The following is a 14150-nucleotide window of genomic DNA, read 5'->3' as shown; positions in this document are numbered from 1 at the left end:
AGACGGACGGGTCGACTGTACGGCCACTTCCGCTCCGGCCGACACCGGCTGACGGGCTGTCAGGAAACGGGGGTTGCGCCCCGGGTCCGCTCAGCCCTTGCCGAGGCGCTTGCCCAGGGCCTCCAGGACGAGCGGCGGCACGAGGTGGGAGACGTCTCCGCCCCAGGCCGCGACCTCCTTGACGAGCGAGGAGGACAGGAAGCTGTAGGTGGGGTTGGTGGGGACGAAGAGGGTCTCCACACCGGTGAGGCCGTTGTTCATCTGGGCCATCTGCAGCTCGTAGTCGAAGTCGCTGACGGCTCGCAGACCCTTGACGATGGCGGGGATGTCGCGCTGCTTGCAGAAGTCGACGAGGAGGCCGTGGAAGGACTCCACCACGACGTTGCCGAACTCGGCGGTGACCTCGCGGATGAGCTCGATCCGCTCGTCGATCTCGAACAGGCCCTTCTTGGACTGGTTGATCATCACTGCGACGTACACCTCGTCGTACAGCTTGGACGCGCGGGCGATGATGTCGAGGTGTCCATTGGTGATCGGGTCGAACGACCCGGGACAAACGGCGCGGCGCACTTGTGATCCCTCGCTCTCCGGTCCGGTCATCGTGCGTCTTCGCACGTAGAGGCGGCGCGACCGTACCAAAACGTCCCTTCCCCGTAACGACGGGCCCTGATCGCCTCGAAGCCGTCCGGCCACCGGAATTCTCCGCCTCTGGTGCTGCGCTCCACGGTGACGAGGGCGTCGGCCGCGAGCCAGGCCTCCGCGCGGAGTGTGAGGAGAATCTCGCGAAGATCGTCGTCGGAGACCGCGTACGGCGGGTCCAGGAAGGCGAGGTCGTACGGCTGTTCAGGTGCCGGGGTGCGGATGATCTGTTCCGCTTTGCCCGCCCGGACCTCGGCGCCGGGCAGGCCGAGCGCCCTGACGTTCTCGCGGACGATGCGGGCGGCACGGGCGTCGGCCTCGACCAGGAGGGTATGCCCCGCGCCACGGGACAGGGCCTCCAGGCCGACGGCGCCCGAGCCGGCGTACAGGTCGAGGACCCGCTCGCCTTCCAGGGGGCCGCCGAGGAGGGACTGCCAGGTGGAGAAGAGGCCCTCGCGCGCCCGGTCGGAGGTGGGGCGGGTGCCGTTGCCCGGCGGGACGGCCAGTCGGCGTCCGCCGGCCCGGCCGGCGATCACGCGGGTCATCTCTGCGGTCCTTGTCGGTGTGCGGGCGGAAGCCCTGTGTCCAGGGCGGGTGTACTCCTCCAGTCTCGCAGCCCGGCGGCCGTCGGTGCTCGGGCTCCGCCGGTTCACCGCGGCCTTCCGGCCACCGTGGTCACCTCCGCTCCCGGTCTCGGCGTCCCGTCTCCTCCCGCTCACCCCTTTTCGAGGTACTGCTCCCGCTCCTCGTCCAGCAGCGCCTGAAGGGCAGTGCGCAGACCGGGCAGCCCTTCCAGCTCCGGGTCTGCGGCGACCACCACGGTGGCCTCCTGTCGGGCCTCGGCGATGATCTCCTCGTCCTCGATGACCGCAAGCACGCGCAGCGAGGTGCGGGCGCCCGACTGGGCCTGGCCGAGGACGTCGCCCTCGCGCCGCTGTTCCAGGTCGATGCGCGAGAGCTCGAAGCCGTCCAGGGTGGAGGCGACCGCGTTCAGCCGCTGCCGTGCCGCGCTCGCCTCGGGCATCTCGCTCACCAGGAGGCACAGACCGGGCGCCGAGCCACGGCCCACCCGGCCGCGCAGCTGGTGGAGCTGCGAGACCCCGAAGCGGTCGGCGTCCATGATCACCATCGCGGTGGCGTTCGGGACGTTCACCCCGACCTCGATGACTGTCGTCGCGACCAGGACATCGGCCTCGCCGGCGGCGAAGCGGCGCATCACCGCGTCCTTGTCGTCTGGGTGCATACGGCCGTGCAGCACCTCGACCCGAAGACCCTCCAGGGGGCCCTTGGCCAGGTGGTCGGCGACGTCGAGCACGGCGAGCGGGGGCCGCTTCTCCGCCTCGTCCTCGGGCGACCTCGCGGCCTTCTTCGGGTCGCCGGGCTCGTCGATGTCGTCGCCGATACGGGGGCAGACGACGTAGGCCTGATGGCCCTTGGCGACCTCCTCGCGCACCCGCTCCCAGGCGCGCGCGAGGAAGTGCGGTTTGTCGGCGGCCGGCACCACATGGCTGGCGATCGGCGAGCGCCCGGCCGGGAGCTGGTCGAGGACGGAGGTCTCCAGGTCGCCGAAGACGGTCATGGCGACGGTCCGCGGAATCGGCGTCGCGGTCATGACCAGCAGATGCGGCGGCTGCCTGCCCTTGCCGCGCAGCGCGTCGCGCTGCTCCACCCCGAACCGGTGCTGCTCGTCGACCACGACCAGGCCCAGGTCGTGGAACTGCACCTTGTCCTCGATCAGGGCATGCGTGCCGATCACGATCCCGGCCTCCCCGGTGACGAGATCGAGCAGCGCCTGCCGCCGCCCGGCCGCGCCCATGGAGCCGGTGAGCAGCACGACCTTGGTGCCCTGCTCGGCGCCGCCCAGCATCCCTCCCTCGGCCAGCTCCCCCATCATCTCGACGATCGAGCGGTGGTGCTGCTGCGCGAGCACCTCGGTGGGCGCCAGCAGGGCGGCCTGACCGCCCGCGTCCACGACGGCGAGCATGGCGCGCAGGGCGACCAGGGTCTTGCCGCTGCCGACCTCGCCCTGGAGCAGTCGGTGCATCGGGTGCTCGGTGGCCAGGTCGGCGAAGATCTCCTGGGAGACCTTCTGCTGGCCGTCGGTGAGGGTGAAGGGGAGCTTCTCGTCGAAGGCCGTGAGCAGGCCGTCCGGGGCGGGGACGCGGGGCACCGCCGGAAGCTGGCCGTCCGCGTGGCGGCGGCGGGCCAGGGCGACCTGGAGGACGAAGGCCTCGTCCCACTTGAGGCGGGAGCGGGCCTGGGCGACGTCCGCCTTGTCGTGCGGGCGGTGGACCTTGAGGAGTGCCTCGGGGAGGGAGACCAGGCCCCGGCCCGCGCGCAGGGAGTCCGGCAGGGGGTCGACCGCCTCCTGGGCGCTCGGCAGGACCGTCTGCACCGACTTGGCGATCTTCCAGGACTCCAGCTTGGCCGTGGCCGGGTAGATCGGGATGAGGGCGCCCGCCCAGCTGTCGACCGTCTCGGCCACGTCGTCCTCGCCGCGCAGCAGCTCGTAGGCGGGATGGGCCAGTTGGAGCCTGCGGTTGAAGACGGAGACCTTGCCCGCGAACAGCGCGCGTGTGCCCGGCAGGAGTTCCTTGTGGGGCTTGTGCACGCCGTTGCCGAAGAAGACCAGTTGGAGCCGGCCGCTGCCGTCGGTGATCGTGACCTCCAGGCGCTGGCCTTTGCCGCGGGGCGCCTTGGCCGAGGCGAAGCTGTGCAGCCGGGCGTCGGCGACCTGGGCCACCACCGTCACATGCTCGTCCATCGGCAGGTCGGCGAGGTGGGTGAGCTGGCCGCGCTCCTCGTATCTGCGCGGGTAGTGGTGGAGGAGGTCCGAGACGGTGTGCAGGCCGAGGTGCTCGGCCATCACCTTCGCGGTGGCGGGTCCGAGCGCCTTCTTCAGCGGTTCTTGTGGTGCGGGCACGAGATCCATTGCACACCACACCACTGACAACGCCGTATACGTCTTGCGAATCCGCTGGTCAGCGGGGTGGCTCCAAGCCTAGGATGACCCATCCTTCCCGGCTCGCCCCGCGGTCACCGCCCCACCGGGACCGCCCGACCCCGCGCCGTCGACCGTCCCCCCACGCACGGCGCCGTGACGATGGACTCCCAGACCTCACAGGCATCCCAGGCACCTCAGTCACCCCAGCCACCTCATACGTTTCAGGTCGACCTGCGTGGTTTGGTGGACCTGCTCTCCCATCACCTCTACTCCAGTCCCAAGGTCTATCTGCGCGAGCTGCTGCAGAACGCCGTGGACGCGATCACCGCCCGCCGCGCCGACGAACCGGACGCGCCGGCCCGGGTCCGGCTGTACGCGGACGGGGCCACTCTGCGCGTCGAGGACACCGGCGTCGGGCTCACCGAGTCCGATGTGCACAACCTGCTCGCCACCATCGGGCGCAGCTCCAAGCGGGCCGAGGGGCTGCAGGAGGCCCGCTCCGGCTTCCTCGGGCAGTTCGGCATCGGGTTGCTGGCCTGCTTCGTCGTCGCCGAGCGCATCAGGGTCGTCAGCCGCAGCGCCCGTACCCCGGACGCGCTCCCGGTGGAGTGGACGGCCGCCGACGACGGGTCGTACGTCGTACGGACGCTGCCGTCGGACGCCCGGCCCGAACCCGGCACCACGGTGCACCTGGTGGCACGTCCCGGCGCCGGTGACTGGCTCTCGGCGGACCGGGTGCGGTCCTTGGCACGGGATTTCGGATCGCTGCTGCCGTACGACGTGCGGGTCGGCGACGAGCCGATCACGGACCTCCCGGCGCCCTGGGACCGTGCGTACCCCTCCCCCGCGAGCCGGCGGGTGGCCCTGGCCCGCCACTGTCACGACCTGTTCGGATTCACCCCGCTGGACTCGATCGACCTGGACGTGCCGCTCGCCGGGGTCCGGGGCGTGGCCTATGTGCTGCCGAGCGCGGTCAGCCCGGCACAGCGGGCGAGCCACCGGGTGCACCTGAAGGGCATGCTGCTGACGGAGCGCGCCGAACAGCTGCTGCCCGACTGGGCGTTCTTCGTGCGCTGTGTGCTCGACACGGACAGTCTGCGGCCCACGGCCTCGCGCGAGTCGCTGTACGAGGACGAGACCCTGGCGGGCGTGCGCGACGCCCTCGGGGAGCGCATCCGGTCCTGGCTGACCGGACTCGCGGCCGGCGACCCCGAGCGGCTCGCCGCCTTCCTGTCCGTGCACTACCTGGGCGTCAAGTCGCTCGCGCGGCACGACAAGGAGCTGCTGCGCACGATGCTGCCGTGGCTCCCCTTCGAGACCACGGACGGGCGGCTGTCCCTGGAGGAGTTCGCGCAGCGGCACCCCGTCGTGCACTTCACCCGGACGGTGGAGGAGTACCGCCAGGTCGCGCCGATCGCCTCCGCGCAGGGCATCGGCGTGGTCAACGGCGGCTACACCTACGACAGCGAGCTGGTGGAGGCGCTGCCGTCGACGCGCCCGGGGACGGTGGTCGCGGAGCTGGACGCGGACACCGTGACCGCCCATCTGGACTCGGTCGACCCGGCCGAGGAACTGGCCCTGGCGGGCTTCCTGAGCGCCGCGCGTGCCACGCTCGACCCGCTCGGCTGCGATGTCGTCCTGCGCGCGTTCCATCCCCTGTCCGTGCCCGCCCTGCATCTGGACGACCGGGCGGCCCGCCATGAGCAGGCGCGCGCCCAGGCCGAGGAGCAGGCCGACGACCTGTGGGCGGGGATCCTCGGTTCGCTGCGGGGCAGCGCGCCCCGCGCGCGTCTGGTCCTCAACCACCTCAACCCGCTGATCCGCAGGATCGCCTCCCTGGGCGACGCGGAGCTGATCGGCACCGCCACCGAGTCCCTCTACGGGCAGGCCCTGCTGATGGCCCAGCGCCCGCTGCGGCCGGCGGACTCCGCCCTGCTCAACCGCGCCTTCATCGGCCTGCTCGAATGGGCCACCCACCCCAACTCCCCCAAGGACGGCTCCCGATGAGCCGGGTCATGGACTTCGACGCGCTGCGCCGGGCGATGGCGGACAACTACGAGCAGCCGGAGGGCCCGGCGCGCAACGCGCGCGCGGAGCAGCTGCTCGCGGAGGCGGAGAAGCTGAACATCCCGTTGGCCGTGATCGAGGCGCTCGGGCACCAGCTGAAGGTCTACAACTACAGCTCCGAGAAGGACAAGATGTTCGTCCCCTTCGCGCGTCTGCTGCGCATGTGGGACGAGCGCCCCGAGGACTTCGACGAGTACGAGACCCACTCGCTGCACTGGGTCTTCAAGTGGATGTCGGCGGGCATGCTGGGCCAGCCGCACATCCCGCTCGCCGCCATGGAGAAGTGGCTCGGCGAGATGGAGCACCGCTACCGGCTGGCCGGGCACTCCGAACGCGCCGTGCGCAGCGCCGAGTTCAGCGTATCCGCGCACGTCGGGGACCTGGCGCGCGCCGAACGGGCGTACACCGCGTGGCTGGCCGCCGACCGCGACACCATGGCCGACTGCCACGCGTGCGAGCTGCACGACCAGGGGTGGTGGCAGGCGCACAAGGGTGAGGACGAGCGGGCGCTGCAGCTGTGGGCGCCGGTGCTGGAGGGCGAGTACGTGTGCGCGCACGAGCCGCACGCCGTACTGGCCTCCTCGCTGCTGTCGCTGCTGCGTCTGGGCCGTCTCGACGAGGCCCGGGCCCACCATCTGCGCGGGTTCCGGCTCGTGCGGGGCATGGAGAGCATGCGCAGCTCGTACGCGGACCACGTGGAGTTCTGCGCCCTGACCGGCAACGAGGCCCGCGGCCTGGAACTCCTGGCCGAGCGCCCGCAGTACTTCACGGACTCCGGGGAGCCGCGCAGCAGGCTGGACTTCCTGGCCGTGGTGACGCTGCTGATGGACCGGCTGGTCGCGCTGGGGTTCGGCGAGCAGGCGGTGCCGGGACCGGCGGACCGGGAGTGGACCGCCCGGGAGCTCGCCGCCCACGCGCGCGAGGAGGCGTTGGCGCTCGCCGCCCGCTTCGACGCGCGCAACGGCACGGCCTACGTCGGTGACGGCACCCGGGAGCGGATGGACCGCTCTCCCCTGGTCGACCGGCTGCCGCTCGGCGTACGGACCACCCGCCCGGCGCCGCGGCCGGCGCCAGTGGCCCCCGCGCCGCTCGTGCAGCCGGACCTTCCGGCGCTGCTCGCGGAGGCGCGGCGGCTGTCGGAGGCGCTTCACCCGGACGCCGTTCAGGCGTGGGCCGCGGTGGCGCACGCGGCGGAGGGCCATGAGCTGGACCCCCGGGACCATGCGGAGCTCGTGGACCACGAGGCGATCGCCCGGGGCCCTCAGGGCGCCGAGGTCTTCGAGCGCGCGGCCGGACTGTACGCGGCGGCGGGCGACCCCGGTGAGGCGCTGGCGGCACGCACGCGTGCCGCGTTCGTGCGCGCCCTGACGGGCGAGGCCGACCGGGCTCTGGAGGAGATCACCGGACTGAGCGAGGAGGCCCTCGCCCTCTTCCGGGAGGGCGGGACGGGCGTACGGCAGACGGCGTCCGTCCTGGTGGGGCGCGCCCGCATCCTGATGCACCGGCTGGAGGAGGACGAGGGCTCCGCCGGGGCCGCCGAGGAGGCCGTACGGGAGCTGCTGGTGTTCGCCGAGCCGCACACGGCCGAGGTGCGTCTCGCGTCCCGGGCCGCGGAGGCCACGGGCATGCTCGCCGAGCTGGCGGGGCGCGCCGGGGACGCGGAGAGGGCGGCGGAGCTGCTGGCACGGGCGGCCGAGGAGTACGTGGCGGCGGGCCTGCCGTGGTTCGCGGTGGAGCACGAGGTACGGCTGGCCCACCTCGCCCGGCAGATCGGCGACGCGGAGATCGCCGAGCGGGCGGCCCGCGCGGCCCTGGAGCACGGCCAGGGGCAGCTGGAGCCGTTCGGGCAGGCGCAGCTGCACCTCGGGCTGGCGGAGGCGCTGGACGCGTCGGGGCGGTTCGCGGAGGCCGCCGAGCACGCCCTTCAGGCCGCGCACTGGGCCGACGAGGCGGGCGAGGGCCCGACGCTGGGCGCGTGGGCGCGGCACCAGCTGGGCGGTCTGCTGCTGCGGCAGGGCCGGTTCGCGGAGGCGGCCGAGGTGCTGGAGTCGGCACTGCCCGATCTGACCGCCGAGAGACATGGCGACGGGGCGCTGGTGCAGACGCAGTGGTGGCTCGGCGACTGCCACACGGAGCTGGGCGAGCACCGCGCCGCCGCCGAACGGTGGCTGCAGGCCGCGGAGACAGCCCGGCACTGGCCGGAGCAGCGCGACCACGCCATGCTGGCGCACCTGGCCGCGGAGGCGCTGGGGCACGCGGAACTGCCCGCGGAGGCGGACCGGGCCTACGCCCGCGCGGCCGAGCTGTGGCGCGACCTCGGCAACACCCATGGCCTGGTGCGCGCCCTGCGCGCCCGCGCCTGGCTCGCCGCGCGCGAGCCGGCGGGTCTGGACGCGGCCCGGGAGCTGATGGCGCAGGCGGCCCGGGCGGGTGAGTCCGGCTCGCCCGAGGACGACGAGGCGCGGGTCCGGCTGGCCACCGAACTCGGCCACACCCACCGCCAGTTCGGCGAGCTGATCGCCCGCTCTGCCGGGGAGGACGCGGACGGGGAGGATGCGGACGGGGAGGCGCAGCGGGCGGCCTTCGCGGAGGCGCTCGGGCACATCGCGGAGGCCGTCGCGGTCTTCGCGGCCCTCGGTCCGGGCGCCCTCGACGCCCGGACCGGCGCCGAGCTGGCCGCGGGCCGGCTGGAGGCCGACCTGCGCCGTCCCGACGCGGCGGCGGCACGCGCGCGTGCGGTGCTGTCGGCGTACGAGGGATCCGAGGCGGCGGACGGCGACGCCGAAACGGTCCGGGCTCGGCGGGCGGAGGCGGAACGGCTGCTGGAGTTCGTCGAGGCGCACCGGGAGCGGTGACGCCCGCGCCGGGTGCCCGTCGTCACGGACGGGCACCCGGCGCGCACCGTTTGCGGCTGTCGGGGACGCCGCGTGGGCGGATGCGCAGACGCGCACCGCCTGCCGCTATCGGAAACACCGCGTGGGCGGATGCGCCGGCGCGGCCCCGGGCGGTGTCACTCCACGCCGATGAGCAGCAGCGGCCCCTGGCGGCCGCCCCGGTAGACCACGGTGTCGACCGCCAGGTACGTCTCGCGCACCCGGGACTCCAGGCGCGTCGCGACCGACTCGGGGGTCTCGTCGCCCAGGACCAGGGTGACCATCTCGCCGCCCGCCGCGAGCATGCGGTCAAGGACCGTCTCGGCGGTCACCGTGACGTCCGAGCCGATGACCGCGACATCGCCGTCGATCAGGCCGAGGACGTCTCCGGCCTGGCAGATGCCCGCCATCGTCCAGGACTGCCGTTCGGCGACGGTGACCTCGGCGTACCGGGTGGCCCCCGCCGCCGACGTCATCGCCACGACGTCCTCGTCGAAGCGCCGTTCCGGCTCGTGGACCGCCAGCGCCGCTATGCCCTGCACGGCGGACCGGGTCGGAATGAGCGCCACGCGGACGCCCTCCGTACGGGCCTGCTCGGCCGCCGCGGCCGCGGTGTGGCGCAGATCGGCGTCGTTGGGCAGCAGCACCACCTCGCGCGCGTGCGCCCGCCGCACCGCCTGCACCAGCTCCCCGCTCGCCGGCGGTTCCCCGGGGCGAGCGAGCACGGTGGTCGCGCCGGCCTCCTGGTACAGCCCGGCCAGTCCCTCGCCCGGCACGACCGCCACCACCGCACGCTGGACCGGCTCGCGCGGCGGGCGCCCGGCACGGGTGGTGTGCACATCCCCGGCGGCGAAGTGCGTGATCCGGATCCGGTACGGCCGCCCGGCCTCGACCCCCGCCTCGACGGCGGCGCCCGCGTCGTCGACGTGCACATGGACGTTCCACAGCCCGTCACCGCCGACCACGACCAGGGAGTCGCCGAGCGCGTCGAGGCGGTGGCGCAGCCGTGCCACGGCCGTGTCGTCGGCCTCCAGGAGGTAGATCACCTCGTAGGCGGGTCCGCCCTCGTCCGCCGGGGCTCCGGCGCACTCCTCGGAGACATGCCGGGAATCGTCGTGCACGCGCGCGTAGATGTCGTCACCGTGCACGCGCGCGTGGGCGTCGTCGACGGACATGCCGGAGTGGGCGTCCCCGCGCGTGTGGGTGCCGCGCCCCGGCCCCTCGGCCACGCGCGGGCTCTCCCCCGTGAACGTCTCCACCAGTGCCGCGAGCACCGCCACCAGACCCCGGCCGCCCGCGTCGACCACACCGGCGCGCTCCAGGACGGCCAGCTGACCGGGGGTCGCCGCGAGGGCGGTCCGGGCGCCCTCGTACGCGGCCCGGGCGACGCCGGCGCAGTTCTCCTCCGCGCCGGTGGCCGCGCCGGTGGCCGCGTCGGTGGCCGCGTCGGCGGCGGCCGAGGCGACGGTCAGCACGGTGCCCTCCACCGGGTGGGCGACGGCCTCCCGGGCGGAGTCGGCCGCCCGCCGGAGCGCGAGCCGCAGCCCCTGGGCGTCGGTGTGAGCCGGCGAACTGTCGGCGGCGAGCACCTGGGCCATGCCGCGCAGCAGCTGCGCGAGGATCGTCCCCGAGTTGCCACGGGCCCCGATGAGCGCGCCGTGCGCCATGGCCCGCACCGCGTCGGCGAGCGTCGGACGCTGGGTGCCGCCCGCCTCGTACCCGGCGAAGACCGCCTCGACGGCCGCGGCGGCCGACTCCACGGTCAGATAGAGGTTGGTGCCGGTGTCCCCGTCGGCCACGGGATAGACGTTGATCGCGTCGATCTCCTCGCGCGCCTGTCCCAGCGCCTTGAGCGCGAGACCGCACCAGGTGCGCACCGCGAGAGCATCCAATGGCTGCGGCACCTGCGCCACCTGCGCCTCCTTGAGCTGCTGGACGTGGGACGCAGCGTAGACCCAGCGCCCGTGCGGCCCGGAAGAGGGCCGGGCGCACGCCGGCACCGGGAACCCTCGGCGCGGCCGGATCCCGGAGCCGACAGCCGCTCGGGGCCCGAGCGGGGGGCGCGTCAGAGGGCGGGAAGGCCGTGGTAGTTTCGTTGCACGGGAGCAGCCGTTGTATGCTGCTCCGGTTGCCCGATCCAGGTCGGGCTTTCCCCTGGCAGAGCCACTCAGATCCTACGATCTCGATCCCGGCATGCCGGGATCAACCGTAAGTGCATCTGAAGTCTTTGGAGTGACCCGTGGCTGCCAACTGCGACGTCTGTGGCAAGGGGCCGGGCTTCGGCAACAACATCTCGCACTCGCACCGCCGTACGCCCCGCCGCTGGAACCCGAACATCCAGCGTGTGCGTACCGTGGTGGGCGGGACGCCGAAGCGCGTGAACGCTTGCACCTCGTGCATCAAGGCCGGCAAGGTCTCGCGCTGACGTCCTGTTAAGCGCGCGGCCACCGCTGGTTCGCTGGAGGAAGCCGGCCCACTGACGTGGGCCGGCTTTCTGCTGTGCCCGCACGGCCACGGCCTGCCAGAATCCCCCGCATGCGCTTCGGCATCCTCGGCTCCCTCGACGTCCGCACCGAGGACGGCACCCCCCTCGACCCGGGCGGCCCCCGCCCCCGCGCACTGCTGACGCTGCTGCTCCTCGACGCCGGCCGAGCCGTGTCCACGGAGCGTCTCACCGACGGCCTGTACGGCGACGAACCGCCCGCGGGCCGGGCCAACGCCCTCCAATCGCAGATCTCCCGCCTGCGCAGGCGGCTCGCCCCGCACACGCGCATCGAGGCGACCGCCACCGGATACCGGCTCGCCGTCACCCCCGAGACCGTGGACGCCCACCGCTTCGAGCGGCTCGCCCGCCAGGGCTCCGCGGCCCTGGCGGGCGGCGACCACCACGGGGCCGCCGCGGTGCTGCGGGAGGCGCTCGGCCTGTGGCGCGGCCCCGCCCTCGCCGATCTGCCCGGCACGCCCGGCGGACGGGTCCGCCTCGAAGAGCTGCGGTGGTCCGCCGAGCAGGACCGTGCCGAGGCCGACCTCGCCCTCGGTGCCGGCCCCCGACTCGTCCCCGAGCTGCGTGAGCTGCTCGCCGCCCATCCGCTGAGCGAGCGGCTGTACGCACTGCTGATGCGGGCCCTGCATGCGAGCGGGCGGTCCGCCGAGGCGCTCACGGTCTACGAGGAGGCCCGGCGCACGCTCGCCGAGGAACTCGGCACCGATCCCTCGCCCGAGCTGTCCGGTCTGCACCAGGAACTGCTGCGGGGCACAGACCCGCCCACGGCGCGCGACTGCCCGCCCAGCTGACCCGTTTCATCGGCCGGGCCCCGGAACTCGCCCGTATCCACGCCCTTCTCGCCTCGTCCGACACCCGCCTGGTCACGCTCACCGGTCCGGGCGGCGCGGGCAAGACCCGCCTGGCGACCGAGGCGGCACGCGCCCATGCCGAGGGCCGGGACGGCACTCCCGCACCCCCCGGCGCGAAGGAGTACGCCACCGGTCCCGAGGTCCGGTTCGTCGAACTCGCGACCCTGACCGACGGCTCCCGCATCCCGTACGCGGTGCTGGCCGCGCTCGGGACCCGCGAGGGGTTCCGCGGTCCCGCCGCCGACCCCGCCGAACGGCTGCTGGCGGTCCTGGAGGACCGGAAGCTGCTGCTGGTGCTCGACAACTGCGAGCATCTCGTCCGGGACGCGGCACGATGGGCCGCTCTCGTCCTCGCCTCCTGCCCCGGCGTACGGATCCTCGCGACCGGACGCGAGGCCCTCGGCATCACCGGTGAGGTGCTGTGCCCGGTGCCGCCGCTGCCCCCGGAGCACGCGTCGCGGCTGTTCCTGGACCGGGCCCGCGCCGTACGCCCCGGCTTCGACGGGCACACGCGCGTGGCGGACGTCTGCGCCGCGCTCGACGGGCTGCCGCTGGCCATCGAGCTGGCCGCGGCCCGGCTGCGCACGCTGACCCCCGAGGAACTGGCCGACCGCCTGGACGACCGGTTCCGGCTGCTGTCCCGGGGCGACCGCACCAAGGCGCCCCGGCACCGCACCCTGCGCGCGGTCGTGGAGTGGAGCTGGGAGCTGCTGGACGACGAGGAACGGGAGCTCGCCCGGCGGCTGTCCGTGTTCGCGGCCGGTGCCACGCTTTGCGCGGTCGAGGAGGTGTGCGGGGTGCCGTACCCGGAGGACCTCCTGGCGTCGCTGGCCGAGAAGTCCCTCCTGGAGGTGGCCGACGGGCGCTACCGGATGCTGGAGACCATCAGGGCGTTCGCCGCCGAGCATCTTGTCGCAGCCGGGGAGCGGGACGGGCTGCGGGACGCGCACGCGGCGTACTTCCTGCGGCTGGCCGAGCGGGCGGAGCCGTGTCTGCGCGGCGGGGAGCAGCTGACCTGGCTGGAGCGGCTGACCGCCGAGCGCGGCAACCTGGACGCGGCCCTGCGGCACCTCGTGGCCACGGCTCCCCGGGACGGCCTGCGCCTGATGGCCGCCCTGTCCTGGTTCTGGCGGCTGCGCGGTCCGCACGGCGAACAGGTGCAGGTCGCCCGTGCGCTGCTGGCAGCGGCGGGCGACGAGCCGCCCGAGGGGCTCGCCGAGGAGTACGCCCTGTGCGCGATGAACACGGTCACCGGACGCGGCGACGACCCGGCCGAACCCGGCCTCATCGCGCGCGCGTCGGAGATCATGCGCGCCGTGGACCGGCCGCTGCGGCTGCCGTTCGCACTGGTCCTGTGGACGCTGTGGCGAGGCCCGTTGGACTCCTCGGACACGGAACTGCCGGCCGTCCGGCTCACCCACGACCCATGGGGCCGCGCCCTGAGGCATCTGGGCCTCGCCTACCAGGCGCAGTTCGAGGGCCGCCCCGCCGACTCCGAGGCCGCCTTCGCCCGAGCCCTGGCCGGGTTCCGCACGACCGGTGACCGCTGGGGCATGGCCAACTGCCTCGATCCGCTGGGCGGCTTCGCCGACGGGCGTGGCGACCACGGGCGGGCGCTGGAGCTGTTCGCGGAGGGCCTCGGGCACGTCCGGGAGCTTCAGGCGCCCGAGGAGACCGCGGACCTGCTGCGCTCCCGGGCCATCGCGCTGCTGCACCGGGGCGACGTCGAGGAGGCGGCCGCGCACTTCGAGCAGTCGGCGGCCCTGGCCCGCGCCGCCGGTGTCCCGGACAAGGAAGCGAGCGCCCACCGGGGCCTCGGCGATCTGGCCCGGCTCACCGGGAACACCGCCCACGCGCGCGTGGAGTACGAAAAGGCCTTGGGGGCGTGCGCCGCCAACTGGTTCAGCGCCGGCGAGAGCGTCCGGATCCTGATCGGTCTCGGCCGCAACGCGGCCGCCGAGGGGCGGGTGGAGGAGGCCCGCGAGTGGTTCGGGCAGGCCGCCGGTCTGGCCGCGGAGAGTCCGGGGGTGCTGGAACTGGCCGCGACCGCCGAGGCGTTGGCATCGGTCGCCGAGTCCCCCGAGCGCGCGGCCGAGTTGCTCGGCGCCGCCACAGCCCTGCGGAGCGCGCCGCTCCCGGGCGACCCCGATGTCGTACGCACCGAGAGGGCCACACGCGCAAGGCTGTCCCCCAAAGCGTACGAAGAGGCCTTCGACCAGGGACGACGTCTGCGGTCAGCGGCGGTCGGCGCACGGTAGGAGCACGGTCAGCGC

The 14150-nt window shown here is 74.0% G+C and carries 7 protein-coding genes and 1 pseudogene; 4 read left to right on the top strand and 4 right to left on the bottom strand.

Going from position 1 to position 14150, the window contains the following annotated elements; translation table 11 throughout:
- Window positions 1-90: 90 nt before the first annotated feature.
- From coaD to recG, 3 genes are all read right to left on the bottom strand, one after another.
- A complete protein-coding gene (gene coaD / locus AB0L95_RS18750; protein WP_365162780.1) occupies window positions 91-570 on the bottom strand; it encodes a pantetheine-phosphate adenylyltransferase in 480 nt (159 codons plus the stop codon).
- A gap of 26 nt (window positions 571-596) precedes the next feature.
- Window positions 597-1184, bottom strand: coding sequence for a 16S rRNA (guanine(966)-N(2))-methyltransferase RsmD (gene rsmD, locus AB0L95_RS18745; protein ID WP_365162779.1), 588 nt, complete (start codon window positions 1182-1184; stop codon window positions 597-599).
- Between the two features lie 170 nt (window positions 1185-1354).
- Complete coding sequence (recG, locus tag AB0L95_RS18740) at window positions 1355-3571, bottom strand: ATP-dependent DNA helicase RecG (protein WP_365162778.1); 2217 nt, start codon at window positions 3569-3571, stop codon at window positions 1355-1357.
- A 171-nt stretch (window positions 3572-3742) separates the two neighbouring features.
- Here recG and AB0L95_RS18735 point away from each other — a divergent pair, with 171 nt between their 5' ends.
- Both AB0L95_RS18735 and AB0L95_RS18730 read left to right on the top strand, forming a co-directional pair.
- A complete protein-coding gene (locus AB0L95_RS18735) occupies window positions 3743-5590 on the top strand; it encodes an HSP90 family protein (RefSeq protein ID WP_365162865.1) in 1848 nt (615 codons plus the stop codon).
- Window positions 5587-8505, top strand: a complete 2919-nt coding sequence (locus tag AB0L95_RS18730) for a tetratricopeptide repeat protein (RefSeq protein ID WP_365162777.1) — start codon at window positions 5587-5589, stop codon at window positions 8503-8505. Before AB0L95_RS18735 ends, AB0L95_RS18730 begins: the two co-directional genes overlap by 4 nt.
- A gap of 155 nt (window positions 8506-8660) precedes the next feature.
- Here the strand turns inward: AB0L95_RS18730 and AB0L95_RS18725 are convergent, their stop codons facing one another.
- Entirely contained in the window at window positions 8661-10436 is a 1776-nt protein-coding gene (locus AB0L95_RS18725; protein ID WP_365162776.1) for a DAK2 domain-containing protein, read from the bottom strand.
- A 326-nt stretch (window positions 10437-10762) separates the two neighbouring features.
- On the opposite strand from AB0L95_RS18725, the gene rpmB reads away from it, so the two are divergent.
- Window positions 10763-10948 carry a 50S ribosomal protein L28 gene (gene rpmB / locus AB0L95_RS18720; RefSeq protein WP_004924906.1) on the top strand — a complete coding sequence of 62 codons (186 nt, stop codon included), beginning with the start codon at window positions 10763-10765 and terminating at the stop codon, window positions 10946-10948.
- Window positions 10949-11058: 110 nt separating this feature from the next.
- Window positions 11059-14135, top strand: a pseudogene (locus AB0L95_RS18715) (BTAD domain-containing putative transcriptional regulator).
- The last annotated feature ends 15 nt before the right edge of the window (window positions 14136-14150 follow it).

Source organism: Streptomyces sp. NPDC052036 (assembly GCF_040680495.1).
GTDB lineage: Bacteria > Actinomycetota > Actinomycetes > Streptomycetales > Streptomycetaceae > Streptomyces.
The sequence above is the reverse complement of the archived record's forward strand: the minus strand, read 5'-3'. Positions and strand labels throughout refer to the sequence as shown.